The organism is Methylobacterium sp. Leaf100 (assembly GCF_001422845.1).
GTDB lineage: Bacteria > Pseudomonadota > Alphaproteobacteria > Rhizobiales > Beijerinckiaceae > Methylobacterium.
In genome coordinates this window covers 321,522-344,270 of the sequence record NZ_LMMW01000001.1, presented here as the reverse complement: position 1 = coordinate 344,270, position 22,749 = coordinate 321,522, and the positions used below count along the sequence as shown (strand labels likewise).

Genomic DNA, 22,749 nt, shown 5'->3' with positions numbered 1-22,749 from the left:
GATTCGTCACGCGGCAGCTGCAACGCCAGCTCCATCGCCAATGCGCGAAGGTCGCGTTCACTCAGCTTCCCGTCCTCTGGCTCGCTTGGTGACATACTCGCTCCCTTGAGGGCATGAGAACAAAAACCGAACAAATCTGCAAGGCTGAATTCCCAAGCTGGGGATAGGGGCATCTCACAAAATACACAGATTGTGAAGTTGAACCTTGCGTATCCCCAAACCGTGTATATTCTTTGCCCATCGCCACATCGCGATGGAGCCGCCCCGTGTCCAACCCCCTGCTCGACCCGCCGTCGCCGGCTCAGGTTCGCGACGCTCTTCGGAAGCACCTCGCCCGCAAGCTCGGCTGGTCCGGCAAGACGGCGGACGCCTGCCTCGACCCGCTCTCGAACGAAGACATCGCCCGCTGCCTGACGGTGGACGCGGAAGAGACCCGCACGGCGCTCTACGCCCGCTCGTGTGACGCCCTCGCCCAGGCCGGCGGCCAGCAGAGCGCGGCCGCGTGATGCCGTATCGCCGCCTCTCCGACGAGCATTATGACGAGATCGCCTCGCGTCGGGAGGCGGGCGAGAGCTTGTCTACGATCGCCCGTGCGTTCGGTTGCTCGTCCTCGAATATTTACCTGATCTGCCTCCGGCTCGGCGCCGATCTGCCCAACGCCAAACCGCTTCCGAGCGGCGTGCGCGGCCCGCTGGTCATTGAGCGAAACGGGCACACCGTCCGCCGGTTCTGCGCCGACGAAGACGCCCGTCTGCTCGCCCTGGAGGCCCAAGGCCTCGGCACTGGGGCCATCGGCAAGGCCATGGGGCGTCATCCCAACTCCATCCGCGTCCGGCTCATGACCCTGGCCCGTCGCGAAGCCCGCAGCGAGGCCGCCTGACATGACCACGAAACCCATCCGCAGCTTCACCGACCTCGTCGGCGTCCTCAGCCGGGGGCGCTTCTCGGAGAAGTGCAACGACCACCTGACCCACGCCTTGGAAACGCTGGAAGCGCTCCCCGACGCCCAGGGCAAGGCCACCCTGACCGTCACCCTCAACATCGCCTTTCAGGAAGGCCGGGTCGAGGTGACGCCCTCCGTCAAGTCCAAGCTCCCCGAGGAGAAAGGCTTCGCCGGCACCCCGTTCTGGTCGATGGATGGCGGCTTCTCCGTCCAGCACCCGAGCCAAAGCGACATGTTCGCCGGGCCCCGCGCGTCGTCCGACGCCCCGCGGTCGCGCGACAGCGCCTGACCCCCTCCACCCCAGCCTGACGGAGACAGTTCATGGCTTCCTCGAACACGTCCACCACCGACGCCCGCACGAAACCCACCCCGAGCTGCTACGGCGGCGAGGCCGAGGCGATCCAGAAGATTGCCGATCTCACCATCCAGGGCACGCGGCCGGAGATCATCTCCGTTCCCGTGTCGGGCCTCGGCGACGGCCTGCCCACGGCCATTCCCGTGTTGGTCAAGCCGGGCACCAACGGCGGCAGCGTCGTCAGCGTCAAGGATCAGATCGAGGCCTATCGCACCGGCCCAGCCCGGCGCACGGGCACGGCCACGGTCACCACCCTGGCGAGCTTCATCGAACTGACGAACCGCCACAAGGATGCGGACTCGACCATCTTCGCCAAGACGGACTGGCCAAACCCGGCCCTGACGGCGGTCATCGACTATCACACGGCGAGTGGCGCGGCCCGCAACGCCGACCACCGCATCGTCTACCGCTTCCCGATCACGCCCGAGTTCCAGGCGTGGATCGACCACGCCGGCAAGAAGTTCGACCAGGCCGAGTTCGCCGCATTCCTCGAGGATCACGCCGCCGAGCTGGCCGCGCCCTTCGATGCGGAGAAGATCGAGTTCGAGCGGCTGTTCAAGGCACGCCTGGCGCCGCCCAACGAGCTGATCACCCTCGCTCGCAGCCTCGAAATCTGCGTGGGCCAGCGGATCAAGAATGCGGTGAAGCTGCAGTCGGGTGAGACCGACATCACCTTCGTCGAGGAGCACACCAACACGGCCGGCGAGCCCATCACCGTGCCGGGTGTCTTCATGATCGAGTTGCGGGCCTTCATCGACGGCGAGCGCGTTCGCATCCCGGCCCGGCTCCGCTACCGCGCCACCGGCGGCGGCATCGTGTGGTTCTACGATCTCTACCGCTGGCAGGACCAGATGCGCGAACGCGTCAGCGAGGACCTCGCCAAGGCCGGCACGGACACGGGCCTGCCGTTCTACGAGGGCGCGCCCGAGCCCATCGCTCGCTGACACCCCGATCTCGCGCCCCGCTTCCTCCCGGCGCGGGAAACTTCGGCGGGGCGCGTCAGCCGCAGCCCCGCCGCCTTTTCCTCACCGACAGGCCCTGAGACCCGATGCGCCTCACCTGCGAACGCTCCGGCCTGTTCAAGGCCCTCAACGCGGCGACCCGGACTGTGTCCCGTCGCAACACGATTCCGATCCTGTCCAATGTCCGCCTCGACGCCGAGGGCAAGCGCCTCACCATTCGCGCCACGGATCTGGACATCGAGATCCAGATGGAATGCGCGGCCACGGTGGAGGAGGCCGGTGGCGTAACCGTGCCGGCCCACACCCTGAAGGAGATCGCCCGCAAGCTCGCCGACGACAAGCCGGTGTCCTTCAAGACGACGGACAAGGGGCAGATCGTCGTCCAGTCCGGCCGCTCGCGGTTCGAACTCGGCACCCTGCCCGTCGGTGACTTCCCCGACCTGCAGGCCGGCGAGATGCCGACCCGCTTCACCTGGCCCGTGGCCGACGTGCTGCGGATGTTCGAGCAGACCAGCTTTGCCATCTCCACGGAGGAGACCCGGTACTACCTCAACGGCGTCTACCTCCACGCCCCGGACGGCCTGGAGCGCCATGAAGGCTTGCGCGCCGTCGCGACCGACGGACACCGCCTCGCCCGCCTCGCGCTGCCCCGCCCTGATGGCGCCGAGGGCATGCCGGGCGTCATCATCCCCCGCAAGACCGTGGCCGAACTCGGCCACCTCGTGGAGATCGACGGCAGCGCGCAGTTCGAGGTGGCGGTATCGCCCACCAAGATCCGGTTCACCCGCGACGACGTGGTGCTGACGAGCAAGCTCATCGACGGCACCTTCCCCGACTACGCCCGGGTGATTCCCACCGGCAACGACAAGCACCTCACCGTCGCCCGCGAGGTGCTGGCCGGCGCCGTCGACCGCGTCTCCACCGTGTCGAGCGAGCGCGGCCGGGCCGTGCGCCTCGACATCGACGTGGGTGTGATCCGCCTCAGTCAGCGCAACCCCGATGCCGGCGAGGCCACTGACGAGGTGGATTCGAGCCTCGACGGCGCGCCCCTGCAGATCGGCTTCAACGGGAAGTACCTCGGCGAGGCCCTGGCCGTGCTGGGCGGCGAGCAGATTGTGTTCCAGCTCGCCGACCCCGGAAGCCCCACCATCCTGACGCGCACGGGCGACGATGCCCTGCTCGTCGTCCTCATGCCGATGCGGGTGTGATCATGGCACGGACCAAGCAAGAGACCGACGAGCTGCTGCTGGCCGTCATGGAATGGGCCGAGGCCGATCCGGATGCGGCCCTGGTGGTGGCGACCGTCAATGACGGCACTCAGGAGACCGGCGCCCTCATCACTCTCGGCCATGCCGGGTGCTCCGTGGTGTCCACCATGGCGACCGTCGCCGAGCTTCTAGATCTGGCCGAGGAACAGATCCTCGCCGGCAAGCAGGTCCTCGCCGGCAACATCACGGGCGACGATCAAAAATCCCTCAAGCGCATTCGCGACGGGCGCGCCGCCCTTGGGCTCGGCCAGTCGGAGGCGGTCCATTGAAGAGCGACAGCCTGCGCACCCGCCGCGCCGAACTCGCCGCCACCTACGCCAAAGCCCGCCGCCGGCATCGCGGGCAGGCCGGGGCCATCGCCCGTCTGCAGGACGCCACCACCGCCCTGCTGCGCGAAGAAGTGAAGGCGCACCGCCCCCGCCGAGGGCGTCCGCCCAACCCCCGCCCGAGCAACCCCGACCTCTTCGTCAGCGAGGCCCGCCCGTGAGCACGAAAGCGCCAATCCAACCGCAATTCGCCGGGGTGATGAACGCCCTGGCGCAGGGCATCGACGAAGGGCTCAACGGCCAGCGTCGCCCGAAGACGATCGGTTTTGCGCTGCTCGTTTTCGAGTTCGGCAAAACCGAGGGTGGCCGTGTGAACTACGTCTCGAACGCCGAGCGCAGCGACATGATCACTGCCGTGAAGGAGTGGCTGGCACGCGCTGAAGGGCGGGTCATCGAGACGGAGACCAAGCAGTGACCGCACCGTCCCTCATCCGCGCGGCCCTGGCCGCCCCCGATCGCGCCGAGCGCACCCGGCTCATGGCCGACACCATGCGCCACCACGAGGCGGGCCCCGAGGGGGCCTGCACCTTCCACCACCTCATGGCCCGCGGCTTCTCCCCGGCCGAAGTCGAGGCCTACCGCGACGACGCCCGCGCCCTGTGCACGGGCCGCCCCGCCATCGTCCTCGCCGCCCCGCCCGGCCGCCGCGAGGGGCAGGCCCTTGTCCGCGTCGCCCGCGCCCTGCGCAAGCGCCAGGCGGCCACGCAGCAGCAGGCTGGGGGCGCGGCATGACGAGCGCCGCCCTCGTCGCAACGATCGGTCACGCCGCCGCCGTCGCCGAGGCCGCGCGGCTGCAGCAGGCCTATTCCGATCTGTCGGGCCGATACGAAGCCCTGCTGCGCGACTGCCATCCAGCCTACAGCGCCGGCCATCACACCCTCGTCCCGCAATCCCGCGCCGCGCAGGACGTGGCGGCCGAGCGGCGGCGCCAGATCGTCGAGGAAGGCTGGACGGCATCCCACGACGACGCCCACACCGACGGCGCGCTGTCCCAGGCCGCCGCAGCCTATGCGCTCGTCGGGTCGCTGTCGGACGAGTGGCGCGAACGGCTGTTCCCGTCCTCATGGGGCACGGTGATCTGGGCCATGTGGCCGGGCACTTGGTCCCGCCAATGGTTCAAGCCGAAGGACCGCCGCCGCGATCTGGTGCGGGCCTGTGCTTTGCTGATTGCCGAGATCGAGCGCGTCGACCGCGCTGCCATCGTTCAACGTGAGGCAGGACAATGACGGAGTTACAGGAAGTCGCCCGCCCGCTGTCCGATTGGCACGAGGATATGGGCGACGTGCTGTGGTGGTTCTTCCCGATGACGGAAGCGCCCTACGTCGGGTCCCCGCTCGATTGCGGGCGTACCTGCGAAATCACGCTCCGGCTCGTCGGGGAGGAGCACATCCATAGCGTCAGCATCGGCGGTTGGCCCGGCTACCACACGCATTTCACGCCACTCCCAGCCCTGCCTAAGGAGCCCGCATGAACACCGCCTTCCTCCTGATGGCGCAGTACAGCGGGGCTGCCGTCATCCCGATCGACCGGGTGTGCAAAGACTACTTCTCACACCTCACCCCGGAAAAGCTCGTCCGCAAGATCTCGGCAGGCGCCATCGCCCTCCCGCTGGTCCGCATGGAGTCGAGCGAGCGCTGCGCCAAGGGCGTGCATCTCAACGACCTGGCGCTGTGGATCGACGAGCGGGCCGAGGCCGCCCGCAAGGAATGCCGTCAGCTTTGTGGGTAAGCTGCCGACATAGGCAGTAGTTGATATTGGGCGCTATTCTACCTTTTCATAAAATTCGATACGAAAATTCTTGCAGGACCGAGAGCCGGTTCGTTCGATAATTTATCACCGTAATCTTCTAAGACCTTCCGAACCCACCGATCTTTATCTTCTGTTTCTTGCGGGACAAAACTCTCAAGTTCGCCGCTAGGAACAACATATAAACCGATTTTTGCCAGTTCGTTTAATAGTCGTTCAGCCGCAACCCTGTCCTTGCCATTAAATAGAGACAAGCCGCTGTTTTTCGCTAAATCCCAGCCCTGACTTGGTTTTAAAGCACTGTTAACTTGCTTTTTTATACCAGCAGAGAATGTTTCCGCATCGTCAGGAACACTGTTCATGATATCTATGACTTTTTGTTTTGCATCTGGAATTCTATTTGCGCCTATTCTCTCAACGGCGTCTCGGACTGATTGCAGATCATCCTTGAAAGCTTCATAAGGTGCATTTAGTGCATCCAAAACAGCCTTAAACTGGCCTGTTTGGCGAAAGATATCGAAATCGGCTACCGCAACTACCGGGACTGCGAGACTATTCAACGCGCGTACGATTTTAGGGATTCCTCCCTTACCGCCAGTTTGTACAAACAAAGCTTCTCTGACGAAAGCAGTATCATCATTTTCTCGCAGAGCGTCAGATAGTGCTCCGTAAAACTTACAGTCGCCATCGGCTTCGCAGACAATAGTTCTATCATAGAATACACCATCCAAACCATTCGAGTACCGTAAAGAAGGATCAGACCATGCTGCCTTGAGTCGATCGCCTCGCAGTTCAGAAGTTGTCGTAGTGTCTCCATTTCTATTTAAGCGAACAATAACGATGCTGTCGTGGTTGCTTTCGAGGAGTCCTCTCAGAAAATCCGGGCTATGTGTTGCAATGAATATCTGTTTGTTTGCATTAGCAACTGCTCCGAGGCTACGGGCCATTTGTCTAATTTGGGGCGGGTGGAGGAAGGTTTCCGGCTCGTCAATAAAAAGAATTCTTTGATCAAGCAATGCGGAAGATAGGATGGTTCCAACGTAGCTTCGCATCCCGTCGCCTTGCGTTTCAAGACGAGGAAAAGTTCTCAACCTAGCAATATAGGCTTCGTCGCCAATATTTTCGCCGGGCTGCAATGCAGCTCCATTCCCGACGTGGAGTGGAACTGTATTGCCTGCCATAACGTCGAGACCGATTTCTGTTCCAAATGCTTTTTTGAAAGAAGCAGATAGTTTGTCCCGGAGAACCTTTGCTTGATGTAGATGATGAAGAGGATGTGTATAAGCTACTCGTCCGAAATCTATAGACGGCCTTGAGTCGGCATGGTGTACTCTATCAATAGTTGCCGACATAGATGATAGGAGTGATCCTAACATTCCAAAATTACTACTTGCCGGAAAATGCGTGGAACCCTTGAGTAAAGTCGCTGTCGAGCCGTGCATTCCTGGAAATGTGAAGTTGCCATTAATAAGCACAGTGTTTTTTTGTAAAAATTCGTCTACTTCGTCCGACGTTGCTTGTATGAAAAGCTCAACATTGTCAACAATTGGATTGTTGATTGCTGGTATTCTGTTAAAATTTGGGGGTTGAGCGGCGTTCATAGGCATCATATTGATTTGCATCGTGTAGAATATACTTTTAAGTGCAGTTGTTTTTCCGCAATTATTTGCACCAACTAACACCACAATACTATTTTTTTCAAGTATCAGCTCTCTTCCGTCATGGAACATTACTTTCTTTGCATATGCCGATAACGTCATTTTGGCTTCCGCTCTGTAAACGTTCGGATATCTTGTAAGGATCTGCGCCGCTTTTGCTGGATGTAAGCCTGTCACATCATGGATGGGCTTTGCAAGCCATTCAGTTAATGTTTGCTTGATCGGATCATTGGCCAATCTCGTTAAATCGTTTATTCTGATATCACCAATTTTTGTGTCTGTTGTAGCAAACACAGTGTGATTTCACCGTTAAAAACTGGGTATAGGTCTTTTAGATTGTAATCACACAGATTAATTACACTAGATAATAAAATTATCGTATAACAATTGGATTGTTGGATGAGGCTTGATTAGCCCACTTTTTCAGTGGACGAACTTCGCCTCCAGCGTAGTTAACTGTCCGGTGCCAATGGCGCTGTAACTATTTTGAGCCAGGGCCAACCGACGAAACGGTCTCCGGTCTGACGGACATGCGTGTACCTCTGAAGGCTCTGCCAGGACCGGTGTCCAGAAACCGAAGCGGCGAGGGGCACCGTGCGGCCCATCTCGAAAAGCCGCGACACCCCCTCGTGCCGAAGATCATGGAAGTGCAGATCCTCGATGCCGATGAAGGCACACGCGCGGGTGAAGGCGGCCGAAATTGCATCTGTCGTGTAGGGGAAGATGCGCGCGTCGACCCGGGGCAAGGCGGTTGCGATGTGAAGCGCCTCGGACGGTAGCTCGCACCACACATCATTCCCGACCTTTTGCCCGGGGTTTTTCATGTCCCGCACCAGCACGCGCGACCCGTCCTCGTCGAGGTCCGCCCACGCGAGGCGCGTGATCTCTTCCTGACGGCGGGTGGAGAACAGCGCGAAAGCGATGATGCGCTGCATGGGCAGCGATCCCGGCCGACGGGCGCGCACCCCTCCGAAATGCTCCATCAGCGTATCGAGCTCGCCCAGCGTCGGGCGCCTGTCGCGCGAGCGCGACTTCGCCGTCAGGCCGAGCCGCTTGGCAACGGAGATAGCCGCATCCATCTGCGCGGGATCGAGCGGGTATCCCCATGCAGGCCTCGCTACGGCGAAGACTGCGCCGAGATGCGCCATGTAGTTTCCCACCGTCTGAGGTAGGCGACCAGTCGACAGGTCGCGCGCGAACGCCACGATCTCCGCGCTGGTCACGGCCGAACAGGGCTGCTCCGCAAGGTCGAAGGTCTTGATGGTGCGCAGCACCTGCGCCTTCGTTTTTCCAAGCGCACGACGCGAATCGCTGATGTATCGGTCGATCGCCGCTCCAAGCGTCGGATCGTCAGCCTTGGTCGCGGTAAGAGCGCCAGGCTGTCCCAGCTCGTGCTCACGCTTAGCGATCCACGCTGCAGCGGCCGGACGCCGATCAAACGTCTTGGTCTCCCGGTGCTGGAGGCCGTCCCTTTTGACCACGATCTGCGCATGGTATCCGGTCGAGCCGTCTTTCCGCTTGCGCGGCAGGATGGTGCCCACGTCGCCCCCGATGGCCGGTACAGCATGGCCTGAGGGCTACAGCATTGCTGTACAGCGGGCAACGTTTGAGGCGTTCCGAGCCGTACCAAGCCGGACTGAGTACAGCATTGAATGAGAGCGAAGTGACCGCAGGGCCTGAAAAATTCAGCAATCTCAGTGGATGGCAGCTAAGCGTTGCACCGATGATGGATTGGACCGACCGGTACTGCCGGGCGTTCCACCGCACCCTGTCGCGGCGTGCACGGCTCTACACCGAGATGGTCACCACCGGGGCGGTGCTGCACGGCCCGCGCGACCGCCTGCTCGGCTTTGCCGCCATGGAGCATCCCGTGGCGGTGCAACTCGGCGGCTCGAACCCGGCCGATCTCGCCGCCTCCGCGCGGATCGCCGAGGATTTCGGCTACGACGAGGTCAACCTCAACGTGGGCTGCCCGTCCGACCGGGTGCAGGACGGCCGCTTCGGCGCCTGCCTCATGCGCGAGCCCGCATTGGTGGCGGAGTGCGTCGCCGCCATGAAGGCGGCGGTCTCGGTCCCCGTCACGGTGAAGTGCCGCATCGGCGTCGACGACCAGGACACCGAGATCGCCCTCGACGCCCTCGCGGAGGCGGTGATCGCGGCCGGCATCGACGGCCTCGTGGTGCATGCCCGCAAGGCCTGGCTCCAGGGCCTGTCGCCGAAGGAGAACCGCGACGTGCCGCCACTCGACTACGATCGGGTGGCGCGGCTGAAGCGGGCGCATCCGGGGCTGCCCGTCGCCATCAACGGCGGCATCGCCACCATCGCGGACGCCAAGGCGCAGCTCGCGCATGTGGACGGCGTGATGATCGGGCGTGCCGCCTACACCGATCCGGCGATCCTCCTCGACATCGATCCGGTGCTGTTCGGAGAGGCGGCCCCAGTGGCCGACGCCTTCGCCGCCGTTGAGGCGTTCGTGCCGGTGTTGGCCGACTTCCTCCAGGACGGCGTGCGCCTGCACGGGGTGACCCGGCACATGCTCGGCCTGTTCAACGGCCGCCCCGGTGCCCGAGCCTACCGCCGGCATCTTTCGACCCGTGGCCTCGACCCGGAGGCCGGCGTCGAGATCCTTCGGGAGGCCGTCGCCCTGGTGGCGCGGGCGGAGGCCGAGCGGGATCAGGCGGCTTAGGAACCGCGCAGGATCAGCCGGTCACCGCGCACCTCGAAGCCGGACAGGCGGTCGAGGAAGCTCATGCCCAGGAGATTGTCGCGTAGGGCCCCCGGGCGGCTGACCAGGGCCGGAACCCGGCGCTCGACGATGGTGCCGACCCGCAGCGATTCGAGGAAGACCGGGGCCGCGACCGTGGTGCCGTTGGCGGTGGAGACCTGCACGGCGAACTCCGACGCCGTCGGGCGGATGCCCAGGGCTGCCGCCGTCTCGGCCGTGAGCACCACCGCGCTCGCGCCCGTGTCGAACTGGAAGCCGTGGGGCTGGCCGTTGATCTCGGCGCGCACGTGGAAGTCGCCGTCCGCCCGGCGTGTGATGGTCACGCTGCCGTCGGTCCCGACCACGGCGCTGCCCGGCCGGACGGCGCCCAGGATCCGCGCGCCGACGGTCCGGGCGTCGTCGCGGTAGGCGTAACCGGCGACGAGGGCGAGGGCGAGGACGCCCCAGATCAGTGCCGCGCGGAGGTTCGCCCCGAGATTGCCCCGGAACTGGTGCCAGAACCCGGCGACGATGACGGCCAGCAGGCTGCCGCTGACGGCGAGACTCGCCAACTGGTCTGACTCCAGGCCGACGACGCTCTGATTGTCGTGCGAGAACACCAGCACGGCGAGCACGATTCCGAGGGCGACGAGCGCCAGACCGACGACGCTCATGGGGTCGCTCGGGTCGGTACGTCTCGATCCGATGCAGCCCGGTTCGGGTAGGCCTGGCGCAGGCGCTCGGGCAGCCCGGCCATCACCGCCCGCCGCTGGGGCTCGGACAGCGACCCCCACAGGGCGATCTCGTTGCGCGTGCGCCCACACCCCTCGCACAGGCCCGAGACCGCGTCGAGCAGGCAGAGCTTGGTGCAGGGACTGGAGGGTTTCGCGGCGGCCTGAATCATCCCGGCGTTCATGCCAGCCGGTGCGCCCCGGGATCAAGCCCGGTTGGGTCCGCGCGGAGCCTCACGCCGGCACCATGGCCACGAGGCCCAGGAGGGCGGCGATCTCGGCCACTTGCTGGCAGGCGCCGATGACGTCGCCCGTCTGGCCCCCGATCCGGCGCCGGGCCAGCGCCGTCACCGCCAGGGCGCCCAGGCCGGACAGAAGCAGCATGAGCAGAACGCCGCCGACGGGCAGGCCGAGAAGTCCGCCGAGGAGCGCCAGGGTGAGGGCGAGGGCACCCGCTATCGCGACGGCGGGGCGCCCCGGCCGACCGACGCTGGCGGCGGCACCGTCGCGGCGTGCGGGGACGAGGAGCACCATCGGGGCGAGGGCGGCGGTGCGCGACAGGGCGGCGGCGAGCACGAGGGCGAGGGCCGCGCCGCTCCCCGTCCGGTCGAGGAGGGTGGCGAGCGCCCCGATCCGCAGGGCGAGGGCGAGGACGAGGGCGACGCCCCCATACGCACCGATGCGGCTGTCGCGCATGATCTCGAGACGCCGCTCCCGGGTGGTGCCGCCGCCGAACCCGTCGGCGACGTCGGCCAGACCATCCTCGTGCAGGGCGCCGGTGATCAGGACACCCGTGGCCACCGCCAGGGTCGCGGCGAGGAACGGCCCGAGGCCGAGCCCCCAGGCCGCCAGCAGCACGAGACCACCGGGCAGAGCCAGGACGAGACCGGCCAGGGGCAGCATCCGGGGCACGCGGGTGAAATCCGGAGCGGCATGCGGGTCGCCCTCGCCGGGCAGGGCCGGCACCGGCAGGCGGGAGTAGAAGCGCAGGCACGCAGCCCCGTCGTAGGCGAGGAGGGCCCCCGGGAAGGCCGGCTCGTCCCGCGCATCCTCGCCCATCGCCACGTCGTCCCGCCTTCACCGCCACCCGCCCCGCCGTTATAGCTCCGGGCACAGGCGGCCCGCCATCCCGGCGCAGCGTCCGCCACCGGATCCGCGCCATGACCCAAGGGCCATCCCCCGAGCAGACCCCGTTCGGCGACATCCGCCGGCTCCTCGACGCCCTGCCGGGCCCGGACCGGGACGCCGTCGCCATGGTGGCCGAGCGCGACGCCACCCTGACGAAGCCCGCCGGGTCCCTGGGGCGCCTGGAGCATCTCGTGAGCTGGCTCGCCGCCTGGCAGGGCAAGGGCCAGCCGAGCCTCGACCGGCCCCTGGTCTGCGTCTTCGCCGGAAGCCACGGCGTCGCGGCGCGGGGCGTCTCGGCCTATCCCACCGCGGTGAACCGCCAGATGCTCGAGAACTTCGCCGCGGGCGGCGGCGCCATCAACCAGATTTGTGCCGCCTACGGCCTCGGCTTCAAGGTGTTCGACCTCGCCATCGACCTGCCGACCGGCGACATCACCACGGAGGCCGCCTTCGACGAGAAGGCCTGCGTCGCCACCATGGCGTTCGGCATGGAGGCGGTGGCCGCCGGGACCGATTGCCTCGCGGTCGGCGAGATGGGCATCGGCAACACCACCGTGGCGGCGGCGATCTACGCCGCCCTCTACGGCGGCGAGCCCGCCCACTGGGTCGGGCGCGGCACGGGGGTGGACGAGGCGGGCCTCGCCCGCAAGGTCGCGGCGGTGGAGGCGGCCCTCGCCCACCATGCGGGCCATCTCGACGATCCCCTCGAGGTGCTGGCCCGCCTCGGCGGCCGGGAGATCGCCGCCATCGCGGGGGCGATCCTCGCCGCGCGCCTGCAGCGGGTGCCCGTGGTCCTCGACGGCTACGTCGCCACGGCGGCGGCGGCGATCCTGCACGCCCTCGACCCGTCGCTCCTCGACCATTGCCTCGCCGGCCACGTCTCGGCCGAGGGCGCCCATGCGGACGTGCTGGAACGCCTCGGCCTCGTGCCGCTCCTGGCCCTCGGGATGCGGCTCGGCGAAGGATCGGGCGCGGCCCTGGCCGTCGGCCTCCTCAAGGGCGCGCTCGCCTGCCACCGCGACATGGCGACGTTCTCCCAGGCCGGCGTGTCGGAGCGCTCGGCCGGTTAAGCGAGCAGGCGGTCGAGGCGCATCCGGGTGATCAGGGCGATCTCGTCGAGGGCGCTCGCCGCCTCGTCCACTGGGTCCCGAAGCACGCGCGTTTCGAAGATCCGAAGGATCTCGGCCCGGTCGCGGCCCCGCACGGCGACGATGAACGGGAACCCGAATCGCTCGCGGTAGGCGGCGTTCAGGCGGTCGAAGGCGTCCGCGTCGGCGGGTGGCATGCGGTCGAGGGCGGCGCTGCCCTGCTCGCTCGCCGAATCGGCCGTCATGCTGCGCGCCCGCGCCTCCGGGCCGGCGAGTTCCGGGTGACCGTCGAGGAAGGCGCTGCGCGCCGCCGCCGGGGCCGCCCGCACCACGGCCATCATCGCCCCGTGCAGGTCCGCGACGCTCGCGAAGGGCCGGGCCGGGAACGCTCCCTCGGCCACCCAGGCGGCATGCTCGAACACGCCGCCCAACAGGGCTACGAAGGCCTCACGGTCGAGGTGATTCAGGGTGGCGAGGTCGGTCATGCGGCGTCAGCTTCCCCGATAGGTCGCGCAGTTGCCGGGCGTGCACAGCATCGGCACGTGATAGTGCTGCTTCACGTCGAACACCGAAAAGCGCACCACCGGGTTGTCCACGAAGATGTCGGCCTCGGTCACGCCGGGCTTGGCTTTCAGATAGGCGTCGATGTGGAATTCGAGCTGGTACTGGCCCGCCCTGGCTTCGTCGCCGGGCAGGATCGGCTTGTCCGTGCGCCCGTCCGCGTTGGTGACGACGGATTTGACGAGGCGCCACGCATCGCCCTCCCTCACCGAGAAATCGATGCGCACGCCCGGTGCCGGGCGGCCGCGATCGGCGTCGAGGACGTGTGTGGTGATGCCGGCCATGGGGTGTCGTGTCTCCGGGAGGGCGTCGCGTGTGTGGGGTCAGCTGCCGCGGTAGTAGGAATAGCCCCACGGCGTGAACAGCACCGGCAGGTGGTAGCGCTGGCTCGCGTCGCGGATCACGAAGCGCACGGGCACGAGGCCGAGGAAATTCGGGCTCGGGAGGGTGGCGCCGGTCTTGGCGAAATACGCCTCGAAATGCATGAGCAGCTCGTAATGGCCGACCTTCAGGGCATCCTCCGACAGGAGCGGTTCCGGCGTGCGGCCGTTGGCGGCCGTGGTGACGGTCTTGATCGGCCGGTAGGCGTCGCCCTCGCGGATGGAGAGGTCGCAGACCATGCCGGCGCCGGGCGTGCCGTGGAAATTGTCGATGGCGTGCAGGGTCAGGCGTGGCCCGAGCCCGGCCTGGGTCACCGGCGCCGTCGTCAGGGCGCCGGGCTGGGACGGGCTCGCCGGGGGCGGATTCGCCTGCGCCAGGGCACCCGGAACGGCGGCCAGGGCGGCCCCGCCGATCCCAGCGCCGACGAGGCTTCGGCGCGTAAGGGCAAATCCGTCGAATTCATGTCCGGCGACGTCACGTCGATCCGTTCTATGTCGATCCATGGAAGGCTCCTTGGGTGGGTCCGGCTCACGCCACCGCGATGCGCGGCTCCGGGGCGGGCGTCTCCGGGGCGGGCGTCTCCGGGGCGGGCGTCTCCGGGGCAGGCGGCTCGGGCGGGACGAAACTGAAGATGAGGACGAGGGCGAAGCCCTCGACGGCGGCGACGATCCACAGGCCGGTGGAGACCGAGCCGGTGAGTTCGCGCAGGAATCCCATGGCGGCGGGCGCGCCGAAGCCCGCGAGATTGGCCACCGAATTGATCAGCGCGATGCCGGCGGCGGCGGCCGAGCCCGCCAGGAACCGGCCGGGGATCTGCCAGAACACCGGGATCGCGCTCATGGCGCCGACGATGGCCACGGTGAGGGCGACGACGGACAGGGCCGGGCTCACGGGTACGAGGAATCCGAGGAGCGCGATGGCCGCAGCGCCGACGAGGGCCGGGACGCCGCAATGCAGCCGCGCCTCGCCGGAGCGGTCGGAATGAAGGCCGTTGAGGATCATGCCGGCGCCGCCGCACAGGTAGGCGCCCGACAGGATCCAGCCGATGGTGAGCGGATCGGTGAAGCCGGCCTCCCGCACCACGCTCGGGCCGAAGAAGGTCAGCGCCGAGTTGGCGGTGACGATGCTAAAGAAGATCGCGATGCACTGCCAGACGCGGGCGTCCTTCAGGGAGGCCAGGATGCGGTGCTCGCGGGGCCCGAGGGCCGCCGCGTCGCGGGCCAGATCCGCCACCACCAGGGCCCGCTGCGTGTCCGTGAGCCACAGGGCCTTCGCGGGCCGGTCGGTCAGATAGAACAGGGTGACGAAGCCGGCGAGGATCGACGGGATGCCCTCGATGAGGAACACCCACTGCCAGCCGGCCCACCCGTTCACGCCGTCCATGCCGGTCATGATCGCACCGGCGAGCGGCCCGCCGATGACGCCGGCCAGCGCCGAGGCCGACATGAACAGGCCGAACACCCGGGCGCGTCGCTCCGTCGGATACCAGTAGGTCAGGAACAGGATCACGCCCGGATAGAACCCGGCCTCGAACACGCCGAGCAGGAAGCGCAGCGCGTAGAACCCGGCCGGCGTCGTCACGAACATCATCGCCACGCAGCACGCCCCCCACAGGAAGGTGATGCGGGCGATGGTCCGGCGGGCGCCGATGTGTTCCAGGAGCAGGTTGCTCGGCACCTCGCAGAGGAAGTAGCCGAGGAAAAAGATGCCCGCGCCGATGCCGTAGACCGTCTCGCTGAACTTCAGGTCGGCGAGCATCTGCAGCTTGGCGAAACCGATGTTCACCCGGTCGATCCACGACAGGATCCACAGGCCCATCAGGAACGGCAGGAGCCGCCAGGTGATCCGGCGGTAGGCCGCGTCGAGGTCGGTAGGGAGGCCGGCGTACGGGGGGAGGGCGGTCCGGGCTGTCTGGCTCATGGTCCCCGTCCCCGCGGCCCGATTCGGCCCAGCCGATCGTCGCGGCGGCATCCTTCGGGACGAAGCAACATACGGACCAGGGACGGCGCCTGGAAAGGGGAGATCCGCGCTCCGGCTCCCGTCTGGGCCTCAGGCCGCCCGCGCCGCCGAGCGTCCGCGCTTGGCGTCCGCCGTGGCCTTGTCCGAATCCTGGCTCATGAGATCCTGGATCGGCAGGTCCCCGCCCCGCAGGTCCCCGCCCGGCAGGTCCAGCGCCGGCAGGGTATCCATGACCCGGCTCGCCGGGAAGGTGACCACCACCTCGGTGCCCTCGCGCGGCTTCGACTGCAGCAGGAAGTTGCCGCCGTGGAGATCGACGAGACCCTTCACGATGGGCAGGCCGAGGCCCGAGCCCTGCTCCGCCGTCTTGATGGCGAGGGACCCGCGCCCGAACGACGACATCACCGTGCCGAGCTCGTCCTCCGGAATGCCCGGTCCGCTGTCCTTCACGCTCACGTATTGCCCGCCGGACGAGGTCCAGCCGACCTTGATGGTGATCTCGCCGCCCGGCGGGGTGAACTTCACCGCGTTCGACAGGAGGTTGAGGATGATCTGGCGCAGGGCCCGCTCGTCCGCCCACAGGCGCGGCAGGCTGTCGTCGATGAACTCGTGGAAGGTCTGGCCCTTGCTGCGTGCGCGCAGGCCGACCATGTGGCGACACTCGTCCACGGCGAAGCCGAGCTGGATCGCCTCCTCGTTGAGCTCGTAGCGCCCGGCCTCGATGCGGGAGAGATCGAGGATCTCGTTGATCAGGTTGAGGAGGTGCAGGCCGCTGTCGTGGATGTCGGCGGCGTATTCCTTGTAGGACGGCGCGACGTGGGCGCCGAACACCTCGTTCTTCATCACCTCCGAGAAGCCCAGGATGGCGTTGAGCGGCGTGCGCAGCTCGTGGCTCATGGTGGCGAGGAACCGGCTTTTCGCGAGGTTGGCTTCCTCGGCCCGGCGCCGCGCCTCGTCGGAATTGGCCTTGGCTTGCTCGAGTTCGCCGAAGATCGCGTCCTTCTCGGCCTGGGATTTCAGCGCCCCGACCGTCGAGGCGTAGACCCGCCGGGCCAGCCCCATGAAGAACACCTGCGCGCCCACCACCATGGTGACCAGCATCGCCGTGTCCATGTCGTGCGAGAACACGAGGAGCGACAGGGCGGCGATGTTGAGGGGAATGAGGGCGGCCACCGCGGCCGCCGGCAGGGTCGCGGCGAGCATCGTCGACACCGCCGCGACGATGAGGAGGCCGAACAGAACGAAGGTGCGGGCCCCCGGCGTGGTGCCGACGAGGATCATCAGGGCCCAGGACGTGCTCTGTACGACCTCGCACACCATGAAGTAGCGCCGCCACACCGCGACGGAGACCGCCTCCGGGTCCTGCGCCAGGAAGCGCCGGGTGGCGAACATCGACAGGGCGACGGCCGCCAGGAGACAGGCCGCCCACACGGCCGCCACGGGGGGCGGCACCCAGAGGGCGGAGCCCCCCGCGATGGCGAGGCCCAGCAACGCCAGGGGAATGACCGCGCCGGCCCGGTACTGGGCATAGACGCGCACCAGCTCGTAATCGAAGGCGCGTTCCAGCCCGCTCGTCGAGGTCAGCTTCTCGCGGGCCGAGCGCATTTCGCGCGCGACCTCGCGGCGGCGCACCGCCTCCGGGGCGGCCGGGCCGCGCCCACGCTGAATCATCTCCGCTGTCAGGTCGGGCATTACCGTCTTGAGGATCGCGCGAAGGGGCGCTCGCACCCCATGGGGGACCGCGAGCATGTCGGAACACGACCCCTGCGAGACTGACCCGGATATGTTAAGAACGGCCTGCCGCGATCCGCGGCATTGTCTCGATTCCGGACGCTTCGGCGGCGTGACCGGTCGTCGGCGTGGACAAGTCCTGTGTGGTGGCGCACACGAATCGCGCCGTCAGCGGTCTAGCATCATTCCAAATTACGAATTCGGAGCACGACCCATGGTGAAGCTGACCGTCAACGGCGTCGCCCATAGCGTCGAGGCCGATCCCGAGACCCCGCTCCTCTGGGTGCTGCGCGACCACCTCGACAAGACCGGGACCAAGTATGGCTGCGGCATCGCGCAGTGCGGCGCCTGCACGATCCACCTCGACGGCCAGCCCGTCCGCGCCTGCCAGACCCGGATCGGCGACATCGGCGAGGGCAAGGTCACCACCATCGAGGGCGTGTCCGGCAAGGTCGCCGAGGCCGTCCGCACCGCCTGGCGCGGCCTCGACGTGGTCCAGTGCGGCTACTGCCAGTCGGGCCAGATGATGTCGGCCATCGGCCTTCTCTCGGGCAACGCGAAGCCCACGGATGCCGATATCGACGGGGCCATGGACGGAAACGTCTGCCGTTGCGGCACCTACCAGCGCATTCGCGCGGCGATCCACGAGGCGGCGCGCAGCCTCGCCTGATCGTCCCCCTGCCCGAATCCTGAAGACCCGTCCGAATTGGAGTCCGCCATGCTGAAGGTCCGTCAGGCCCTGGAGACCGTCCCCTCCCGCCGCGCCTTCCTCGGCGGGGCCACCGTCGCGACGGGGGCGATCCTGCTCGGCTTCACCCTCGGCGGCCCGCGCCATGCCCGCGCCGCGGGCGGTCCCGACCTCACCGGCGGTCCGGCGAAACCGAACGCCTTCGTGCGGATCGCCGCCGACGACACCGTCACGGTGATGATCAAGCACCTCGACATGGGCCAGGGCAACACCACGGGCCTCGCCACCATCCTGGCCGACGAACTCGACGCGGATTGGGCCACCGTCCGTACGGCCTTCGCCCCGGCGGATGCGGCCCTCTACAGCAACCTGCTCATGGGCCCCGTGCAGGGCACGGGCGGCTCCACGGCCATCGCCAATTCCTGGCTCCAGCTGCGCCGGGCGGGTGCGGCCGCCCGCGCCATGCTGGTGGCCGCCGCCGTCGAACGCTGGAAGGTCCCGGCCGGCGAGATCACGGTCTCGAAGGGTCTGGTGCGCCACGCCGCCTCCAACCGGCAGGCCCGCTTCGGCGAACTCGCCGAGGCGGCCGCGGCGCAGCCCGTGCCGCAGGAGCCGACCCTCAAGCGTCCGGACCAGTGGACGCTCATCGGCACCAAGGTGCCGCGCCTCGATTCAGCCGCCAAGACCGACGGCAGCGCCACCTATTCCATGGATATCCGGCGCCCCGGCCAGGTCACGGCCGTGGTGCTGCACGCGCCGCGCTTCGGCGGCGTGGTGGCGACGATGAACAGCAAGGCGGCGCAGGCCATGCCGGGCGTCCTCGACGTGGTGACGATCCCCACCGGCGTCGCGGTGATCGCCAAGGACACGTGGTCGGCCATCAAGGGCCGCGAGGTGCTGGACGTGACCTGGGACGATTCGGGCGCCGAGACCCGCTCGTCCGACGCGATCCTGGCCGAGTACCGCGAGCGCCTCAAGAGTCCCGGCATCGTCGCCTCGGAGCGTGGCGACGCCGGCGGCGCCATCGGCAAGGCCGCGAAGGTGCTGGAGGCGGAGTTCACCTTCCCCTACCTCGCCCACGCCTCCATGGAACCCCTCAACGCCACCATCGAGCGGGCCCCGGACGGCACCTATGACGTCTTCGCCGGCTGCCAGATCCAGACCATCGAGCAGGCCGTGGTGGCCGCCACCCTCGGGGTGACCACCGACAAGGTCCGCCTCCACACCCAATGGGCCGGCGGCTCGTTCGGCCGGCGCGCGACGCCGAGCGCCGACTACTTCGCCGAGACCGCCGCCATCGTGAAGGCGACGGGGGGCAAGGCCCCGGTCCATCTCGTCTGGACCCGCGAGGACGACATGGCTGGCGGCTACTACCGGCCGATGGTGGTGCACAAGCTCAGGGCCGGCCTCGACGCCGCCGGGGCGGTGGTCGGCTGGGAACACCGCATGATCGGCAAGTCGATCATGATCGGCTCGCCCTTCGAGGCGATGCTGGTGAAGAACGGCGTCGATTCGACCTCCATCGAGGGCGCGTCCGACACGCCCTACGCGTTGCCGGCCTACCGGTTCGAGGTCAACAACGCCCGCGAGGGCGTACCGGTGCTGTGGTGGCGCTCGGTGGGCCACACCCACACGGCGCACGCCATGGAGGTGTTCATCGACGAGTTGGCTCACGCCGCCGGGGCCGATCCCGTCGCCTACCGCCTCGCGATGCTGAAGGGCGCCCCGCGCCTCTCCGGCGTCCTGGCGCTCGCCGCCGAGAAGGCCGGCTGGTCGAACCGGCCTTCGGGCAAGGGGCACGGATTCGGCGTCGCGGCCCACGAATCCTTCGGCTCCTATGTCGCCATGGTGGCCGACGTCACCGCCGACGAAGCCAAGATGAAGGTCAACCGCATCGTCGCCGCTGTCGATGTCGGTATCGCCGTCAACCCGGACATCATCCGGGCCCAGGTCGAGGGTGCGGTCGGCTTCGCGCTCTCGTCGGTCCTGCGCAACCGGATCACCCTCAAGGACGGGGTGGTGCAGGAGCGCAACTTCGACACCTATGAGCCGACCCGCATGAGCGAGATGCCGGTGGTCGAGGTTCACATCATGCCGTCCACCACGGCGCCGACGGGCATCGGCGAGCCCGGCGTGCCGGTCATCGCCCCGGCGATCTCCAACGCCGTCTTCGCCGCCACGGGGCGGCGCCTGCGATCCCTGCCGCTGGATCTCGGCGGGCTCAAGGGCGTCTGACCACCGTCGTCGGAAGTCACGGGCGCAAGGCCCGTGACGTCAATCATGGATTGTCAATCTCTCGCTCGTAGACCGGACGGACAACGACCGGTTTCGAGCGATCAGATGCTGTCCTGGGTTCCGTCGATCTTCAAGCGGTTTACTGGCGTTCAGCAGCCGTCCCGGCCGCGCAGCATGGACACTGCGCTCTTGCCGGCGATCCTGCGCATCGGCAACCGCACCTATGCCTGCGACATCGTCGGTCAGGTCAACGACAAGACCCTGGTGAACCTGCGCCGGGACGTGGTCATCGGTCCGAACGAAGCCATCGACATCAAGCTCGATCGCGACCGCACCTATCGCCGGTTCAACGTGCGGTGGAAACACGGTCTCCAGATCAGCGTCCAGCCGATTACGTCCTGGGCCGCACCGAAGGCGCAGACCTCCTGAGCCGGGACCCCTCGGATTTCGTGAGCTAGGCGCGGCCGGCCGAGCCGATGAAGGTCACGCCGGATCGATCGCGAAAGCCATGCCGAGGCCCGGTCCCTGATCCGCATAATCGACGAGGGCGTAGCCGCGCTCGGCTAAGGCCGCCTCCAGGATATCGTGGTGCTTGCGGAACATCTGGCCGATGGCCAGCGGCGTCAGGCGCGGGTTGCCGCGTCGCAGTTCGTCCACGCCGACGTGCAGCGGCGCGCCGCCCCGGTCCGCGATGCGCACCAAGGCGGCGGCCAGATCCGCCGCCTTGGTCTCCGACGCCGATTTCGCCTTGAACGCCATATCGTCTCCCGTCCCGGCGCGCCTGAGGCCCCCCGCGCGGACGTGGTCCGCTCCAGGAATCCTCGCCAGAGATCCGACAACGACCTTGGACCGGGAAGGGATTCCAATCCAGGGTGCTGCCGGTCATGCACGCTAGTTGGGGTGGAACACCACCTTCACGCAGCCATCCTTCTTGTCGCGGAAGGTCTTGTACAGGTCGGGCCCGTCGGCGAGATTCGTGGAGCGGTGCGTGATCATCGACGTCATGTCGATCTTGCCCGCCTGGATCAGCTTGGTCAGCGGTTCGAGGTAGCGCTTCACGTGGGTCTGGCCGCTCTTCATGGTCAGGCCCTTCTGCACGATCATCCCCATGTTGATCGGGATCGGCCCGCCATAGACGCCCGGCACCGAGACGATGCCGCACGGGCGCACGGCCTGGATCGCCTCCATGAGGGCGTAGGGCCGCTCCGTCGAGGTGAGTTTCTCCTGGATGGTGTTGACGATGGAGGCGAGGCCGTGCCCGGCGCTGGCCTCCATGCCGACGCAGTCGATGACGGCGTCGGCCCCCTCACCCTTGCTGATCTCCTTGATGCGCTCGAACACGTCGTCGTTGGCGTAGTCGATGATGTCGGTGGCCCCGTAGGTCCGGGCGAGCGCGAGGCGCTCCGGCACCGTGTCGATGGCGATGATGCGCTCGGCGCCCATGATCTTGGCCGACTGGATCGCGAACAGGCCCACCGGACCGGCGCCCCAGACGGCGATGATCTCGCCGCCCTTGATCTCGCAATGCTCGGCGCCCTGCCAGCCTGTGGGCAGGATGTCGGTGAGGAACAGGAGCGATTCGTCGTCGACGCCCTCCGGCGCCAGCATGGGGGCGACGTCCGCCATGGGCACCCGGACGTACTCGGCCTGGCCGCCGGAATAGCCGCCGGTGAGGTGCGAGTAGCCGAACAGGCCGGAGGTGGGGTAACCGAACTGGGCCGCCGCCATCGCGCCGTTGCGGTTCGAGCGCTGGCACACCGAGTAATTGCCGAGGCGGCACTGGCGGCACTCGCCGCAATTGATGTTGAACGGCACGACGATACGGTCGCCCTTTTTGAACTTAGTGAAGCCGGCGCCGACCTCGACGACCTCACCCATGAACTCGTGGCCCAGCACGTCGCCGCTCTCCATGGTCGGCATCTGACCGTCCATGAGGTGGAGGTCCGAGCCGCAGATGGCGCACGAGGTCACCTTGATGATGACGTCGCGTGCGTCCTCGATCCTCGGGTCCGGCACCGTATCGCACCTGATGTCGCCCTTGCCATGCCAACACAGTGCCTTCATCCGGAACGTCCTCTGCGATGTCGCGTGGCAGTCCGAGCGATCCGATCCCAGAGATTCAGATCGAAATCTTGATCCGATCGGTCGGCCACTACCGATGATGCCTCGATACCGGATTCAAGACGCTTGGCCGGGGATATGTTCCGATTTTCAGGTCCGCAGGAACGTCGCAAGATCGTTCGGCCGGTGCTCGCCTTGAATCCGCGCGAGCGCCCGCGGTCCAC

The 22,749-nt window shown here is 67.0% G+C and carries 29 protein-coding genes; 17 read left to right on the top strand and 12 right to left on the bottom strand.

Annotated elements, in window-relative coordinates; all coding sequences use genetic code 11:
- The first annotated feature begins 266 nt into the window (after positions 1-266).
- The 12 genes from ASF25_RS01610 to ASF25_RS01555 all read left to right on the top strand — a co-directional run bounded on the left by ASF25_RS01610 (position 267) and on the right by ASF25_RS01555 (position 5,582).
- A complete protein-coding gene (locus tag ASF25_RS01610) occupies positions 267-506 on the top strand; it encodes a hypothetical protein (protein WP_056302858.1) in 240 nt (79 codons plus the stop codon).
- Entirely contained in the window at positions 506-880 is a 375-nt protein-coding gene (locus ASF25_RS01605; protein ID WP_056302856.1) for a hypothetical protein, read from the top strand. Before ASF25_RS01610 ends, ASF25_RS01605 begins: the two co-directional genes overlap by 1 nt.
- A 1-nt stretch (position 881) precedes the next feature.
- Positions 882-1,232: a hypothetical protein gene (locus ASF25_RS01600; protein ID WP_056302854.1), complete on the top strand. Its 351-nt coding sequence runs from the start codon at positions 882-884 to the stop codon at positions 1,230-1,232.
- 32 nt (positions 1,233-1,264) lie between these two features.
- On the top strand, positions 1,265-2,242 hold the full coding sequence (locus tag ASF25_RS01595; protein ID WP_056302852.1) for a DUF2303 family protein: 978 nt from the start codon (positions 1,265-1,267) through the stop codon (positions 2,240-2,242).
- Between the two features lie 104 nt (positions 2,243-2,346).
- Positions 2,347-3,468, top strand: coding sequence for a DNA polymerase III subunit beta (gene dnaN, locus ASF25_RS01590; RefSeq protein WP_056302850.1), 1,122 nt, complete (start codon positions 2,347-2,349; stop codon positions 3,466-3,468).
- Between the two features lie 2 nt (positions 3,469-3,470).
- The gene (locus ASF25_RS01585; RefSeq protein ID WP_056302848.1) at positions 3,471-3,797 is read left to right on the top strand and encodes a hypothetical protein; all 327 of its coding nucleotides are present in this window, start codon (positions 3,471-3,473) and stop codon (positions 3,795-3,797) included.
- On the top strand, positions 3,794-4,015 hold the full coding sequence (locus ASF25_RS01580) for a hypothetical protein (RefSeq protein ID WP_056302846.1): 222 nt from the start codon (positions 3,794-3,796) through the stop codon (positions 4,013-4,015). Before ASF25_RS01585 ends, ASF25_RS01580 begins: the two co-directional genes overlap by 4 nt.
- A complete protein-coding gene (locus ASF25_RS01575; protein WP_156368815.1) occupies positions 4,012-4,269 on the top strand; it encodes a hypothetical protein in 258 nt (85 codons plus the stop codon). The genes ASF25_RS01580 and ASF25_RS01575 overlap by 4 nt, the downstream gene beginning before the upstream one ends.
- Positions 4,266-4,586, top strand: coding sequence for a hypothetical protein (locus ASF25_RS01570; RefSeq protein WP_056302842.1), 321 nt, complete (start codon positions 4,266-4,268; stop codon positions 4,584-4,586). The genes ASF25_RS01575 and ASF25_RS01570 overlap by 4 nt, the downstream gene beginning before the upstream one ends.
- Positions 4,583-5,080 (top strand): hypothetical protein, encoded by a 498-nt coding sequence (locus tag ASF25_RS01565; RefSeq protein WP_056302840.1) that lies wholly within the window; start codon positions 4,583-4,585, stop codon positions 5,078-5,080. The genes ASF25_RS01570 and ASF25_RS01565 overlap by 4 nt, the downstream gene beginning before the upstream one ends.
- Positions 5,077-5,325 carry a hypothetical protein gene (locus tag ASF25_RS01560; RefSeq protein ID WP_056302838.1) on the top strand — a complete coding sequence of 83 codons (249 nt, stop codon included), beginning with the start codon at positions 5,077-5,079 and terminating at the stop codon, positions 5,323-5,325. The genes ASF25_RS01565 and ASF25_RS01560 overlap by 4 nt, the downstream gene beginning before the upstream one ends.
- Positions 5,322-5,582: a pyocin activator PrtN family protein gene (locus tag ASF25_RS01555; protein ID WP_056302836.1), complete on the top strand. Its 261-nt coding sequence runs from the start codon at positions 5,322-5,324 to the stop codon at positions 5,580-5,582. Before ASF25_RS01560 ends, ASF25_RS01555 begins: the two co-directional genes overlap by 4 nt.
- Before the next feature lie 38 nt (positions 5,583-5,620).
- Here the strand turns inward: ASF25_RS01555 and ASF25_RS21665 are convergent, their stop codons facing one another.
- Entirely contained in the window at positions 5,621-7,495 is a 1,875-nt protein-coding gene (locus tag ASF25_RS21665) for an ATP-binding protein (protein ID WP_156368814.1), read from the bottom strand.
- A 215-nt stretch (positions 7,496-7,710) separates the two neighbouring features.
- Positions 7,711-8,799, bottom strand: coding sequence for a site-specific integrase (locus tag ASF25_RS01550; RefSeq protein WP_056302834.1), 1,089 nt, complete (start codon positions 8,797-8,799; stop codon positions 7,711-7,713).
- 122 nt (positions 8,800-8,921) lie between these two features.
- On the opposite strand from ASF25_RS01550, the gene dusA reads away from it, so the two are divergent.
- Positions 8,922-9,944: a tRNA dihydrouridine(20/20a) synthase DusA gene (gene dusA, locus ASF25_RS01545; protein ID WP_082502424.1), complete on the top strand. Its 1,023-nt coding sequence runs from the start codon at positions 8,922-8,924 to the stop codon at positions 9,942-9,944.
- Here the strand turns inward: dusA and ASF25_RS01540 are convergent.
- The 3 genes from ASF25_RS01540 to cobS form a co-directional block, all read right to left on the bottom strand.
- Positions 9,941-10,636, bottom strand: coding sequence for a TIGR02281 family clan AA aspartic protease (locus ASF25_RS01540; protein ID WP_056302832.1), 696 nt, complete (start codon positions 10,634-10,636; stop codon positions 9,941-9,943). The genes dusA and ASF25_RS01540 overlap by 4 nt on opposite strands.
- Positions 10,633-10,866 (bottom strand): DUF1289 domain-containing protein, encoded by a 234-nt coding sequence (locus tag ASF25_RS01535; protein ID WP_056303153.1) that lies wholly within the window; start codon positions 10,864-10,866, stop codon positions 10,633-10,635. The genes ASF25_RS01540 and ASF25_RS01535 overlap by 4 nt, the downstream gene beginning before the upstream one ends.
- Positions 10,867-10,927: 61 nt before the next feature.
- Positions 10,928-11,752, bottom strand: a complete 825-nt coding sequence (cobS, locus tag ASF25_RS01530; RefSeq protein WP_056263580.1) for an adenosylcobinamide-GDP ribazoletransferase — start codon at positions 11,750-11,752, stop codon at positions 10,928-10,930.
- Positions 11,753-11,853: 101 nt separating this feature from the next.
- Between cobS and cobT the strand changes: the two genes are divergently transcribed.
- On the top strand, positions 11,854-12,891 hold the full coding sequence (cobT, locus tag ASF25_RS01525; RefSeq protein ID WP_056263582.1) for a nicotinate-nucleotide--dimethylbenzimidazole phosphoribosyltransferase: 1,038 nt from the start codon (positions 11,854-11,856) through the stop codon (positions 12,889-12,891).
- Here the strand turns inward: cobT and uraD are convergent.
- From uraD to ASF25_RS01500, 5 genes are all read right to left on the bottom strand, one after another.
- Entirely contained in the window at positions 12,888-13,394 is a 507-nt protein-coding gene (uraD, locus tag ASF25_RS01520; RefSeq protein ID WP_056166695.1) for a 2-oxo-4-hydroxy-4-carboxy-5-ureidoimidazoline decarboxylase, read from the bottom strand. The genes cobT and uraD overlap by 4 nt on opposite strands.
- A 6-nt stretch (positions 13,395-13,400) precedes the next feature.
- On the bottom strand, positions 13,401-13,754 hold the full coding sequence (gene uraH, locus ASF25_RS01515; RefSeq protein WP_056166698.1) for a hydroxyisourate hydrolase: 354 nt from the start codon (positions 13,752-13,754) through the stop codon (positions 13,401-13,403).
- 39 nt (positions 13,755-13,793) lie between these two features.
- Positions 13,794-14,354, bottom strand: a complete 561-nt coding sequence (gene uraH / locus ASF25_RS01510; protein WP_082502423.1) for a hydroxyisourate hydrolase — start codon at positions 14,352-14,354, stop codon at positions 13,794-13,796.
- Between the two features lie 25 nt (positions 14,355-14,379).
- On the bottom strand, positions 14,380-15,771 hold the full coding sequence (locus ASF25_RS01505; RefSeq protein ID WP_082502422.1) for an MFS transporter: 1,392 nt from the start codon (positions 15,769-15,771) through the stop codon (positions 14,380-14,382).
- Between the two features lie 129 nt (positions 15,772-15,900).
- A complete protein-coding gene (locus tag ASF25_RS01500) occupies positions 15,901-17,502 on the bottom strand; it encodes a HAMP domain-containing sensor histidine kinase (protein ID WP_056302830.1) in 1,602 nt (533 codons plus the stop codon).
- A 253-nt stretch (positions 17,503-17,755) separates the two neighbouring features.
- On the opposite strand from ASF25_RS01500, the gene ASF25_RS01495 reads away from it, so the two are divergent.
- The 3 genes from ASF25_RS01495 (at position 17,756) to ASF25_RS01485 (ending at position 20,893) form a co-directional block, all read left to right on the top strand.
- Positions 17,756-18,211, top strand: a complete 456-nt coding sequence (locus ASF25_RS01495; RefSeq protein ID WP_056302829.1) for a (2Fe-2S)-binding protein — start codon at positions 17,756-17,758, stop codon at positions 18,209-18,211.
- A gap of 48 nt (positions 18,212-18,259) precedes the next feature.
- Positions 18,260-20,464 (top strand): xanthine dehydrogenase family protein molybdopterin-binding subunit, encoded by a 2,205-nt coding sequence (locus ASF25_RS01490; protein ID WP_056302827.1) that lies wholly within the window; start codon positions 18,260-18,262, stop codon positions 20,462-20,464.
- A 174-nt stretch (positions 20,465-20,638) separates the two neighbouring features.
- Positions 20,639-20,893, top strand: coding sequence for a hypothetical protein (locus ASF25_RS01485; RefSeq protein WP_156368813.1), 255 nt, complete (start codon positions 20,639-20,641; stop codon positions 20,891-20,893).
- Between the two features lie 54 nt (positions 20,894-20,947).
- Here ASF25_RS01485 and ASF25_RS01480 read toward each other — a convergent pair whose 3' ends face one another.
- Both ASF25_RS01480 and ASF25_RS01475 read right to left on the bottom strand, forming a co-directional pair.
- Entirely contained in the window at positions 20,948-21,223 is a 276-nt protein-coding gene (locus ASF25_RS01480; RefSeq protein ID WP_056166716.1) for a hypothetical protein, read from the bottom strand.
- A 132-nt stretch (positions 21,224-21,355) separates the two neighbouring features.
- Positions 21,356-22,528, bottom strand: coding sequence for a zinc-dependent alcohol dehydrogenase (locus ASF25_RS01475; protein ID WP_056302824.1), 1,173 nt, complete (start codon positions 22,526-22,528; stop codon positions 21,356-21,358).
- Positions 22,529-22,749 lie beyond the last annotated feature (221 nt).

Coding starts and splice junctions, on each gene's coding strand:
- ASF25_RS01500 (WP_056302830.1), bottom strand. CDS start 17,502: ATGCCCGACCTGACAGCGGAGATGATTCAGCGTGGGCGCGGCCCGGCC.
- ASF25_RS01595 (WP_056302852.1), top strand. CDS start 1,265: ATGGCTTCCTCGAACACGTCCACCACCGACGCCCGCACGAAACCCACC.
- ASF25_RS01555 (WP_056302836.1), top strand. CDS start 5,322: ATGAACACCGCCTTCCTCCTGATGGCGCAGTACAGCGGGGCTGCCGTC.
- ASF25_RS01475 (WP_056302824.1), bottom strand. CDS start 22,528: ATGAAGGCACTGTGTTGGCATGGCAAGGGCGACATCAGGTGCGATACG.
- dnaN (WP_056302850.1), top strand. CDS start 2,347: ATGCGCCTCACCTGCGAACGCTCCGGCCTGTTCAAGGCCCTCAACGCG.
- ASF25_RS01490 (WP_056302827.1), top strand. CDS start 18,260: ATGCTGAAGGTCCGTCAGGCCCTGGAGACCGTCCCCTCCCGCCGCGCC.
- ASF25_RS01540 (WP_056302832.1), bottom strand. CDS start 10,636: ATGAGCGTCGTCGGTCTGGCGCTCGTCGCCCTCGGAATCGTGCTCGCC.
- ASF25_RS01565 (WP_056302840.1), top strand. CDS start 4,583: ATGACGAGCGCCGCCCTCGTCGCAACGATCGGTCACGCCGCCGCCGTC.
- ASF25_RS01605 (WP_056302856.1), top strand. CDS start 506: ATGCCGTATCGCCGCCTCTCCGACGAGCATTATGACGAGATCGCCTCG.
- ASF25_RS01485 (WP_156368813.1), top strand. CDS start 20,639: ATGGACACTGCGCTCTTGCCGGCGATCCTGCGCATCGGCAACCGCACC.
- ASF25_RS01505 (WP_082502422.1), bottom strand. CDS start 15,771: ATGAGCCAGACAGCCCGGACCGCCCTCCCCCCGTACGCCGGCCTCCCT.
- ASF25_RS01585 (WP_056302848.1), top strand. CDS start 3,471: ATGGCACGGACCAAGCAAGAGACCGACGAGCTGCTGCTGGCCGTCATG.
- cobT (WP_056263582.1), top strand. CDS start 11,854: ATGACCCAAGGGCCATCCCCCGAGCAGACCCCGTTCGGCGACATCCGC.
- cobS (WP_056263580.1), bottom strand. CDS start 11,752: ATGGGCGAGGATGCGCGGGACGAGCCGGCCTTCCCGGGGGCCCTCCTC.
- uraH (WP_056166698.1), bottom strand. CDS start 13,754: ATGGCCGGCATCACCACACACGTCCTCGACGCCGATCGCGGCCGCCCG.
- ASF25_RS01535 (WP_056303153.1), bottom strand. CDS start 10,866: ATGATTCAGGCCGCCGCGAAACCCTCCAGTCCCTGCACCAAGCTCTGC.
- ASF25_RS01600 (WP_056302854.1), top strand. CDS start 882: ATGACCACGAAACCCATCCGCAGCTTCACCGACCTCGTCGGCGTCCTC.
- ASF25_RS01495 (WP_056302829.1), top strand. CDS start 17,756: ATGGTGAAGCTGACCGTCAACGGCGTCGCCCATAGCGTCGAGGCCGAT.
- ASF25_RS01560 (WP_056302838.1), top strand. CDS start 5,077: ATGACGGAGTTACAGGAAGTCGCCCGCCCGCTGTCCGATTGGCACGAG.
- uraD (WP_056166695.1), bottom strand. CDS start 13,394: ATGACCGACCTCGCCACCCTGAATCACCTCGACCGTGAGGCCTTCGTA.
- uraH (WP_082502423.1), bottom strand. CDS start 14,354: ATGGATCGACATAGAACGGATCGACGTGACGTCGCCGGACATGAATTC.
- ASF25_RS01480 (WP_056166716.1), bottom strand. CDS start 21,223: ATGGCGTTCAAGGCGAAATCGGCGTCGGAGACCAAGGCGGCGGATCTG.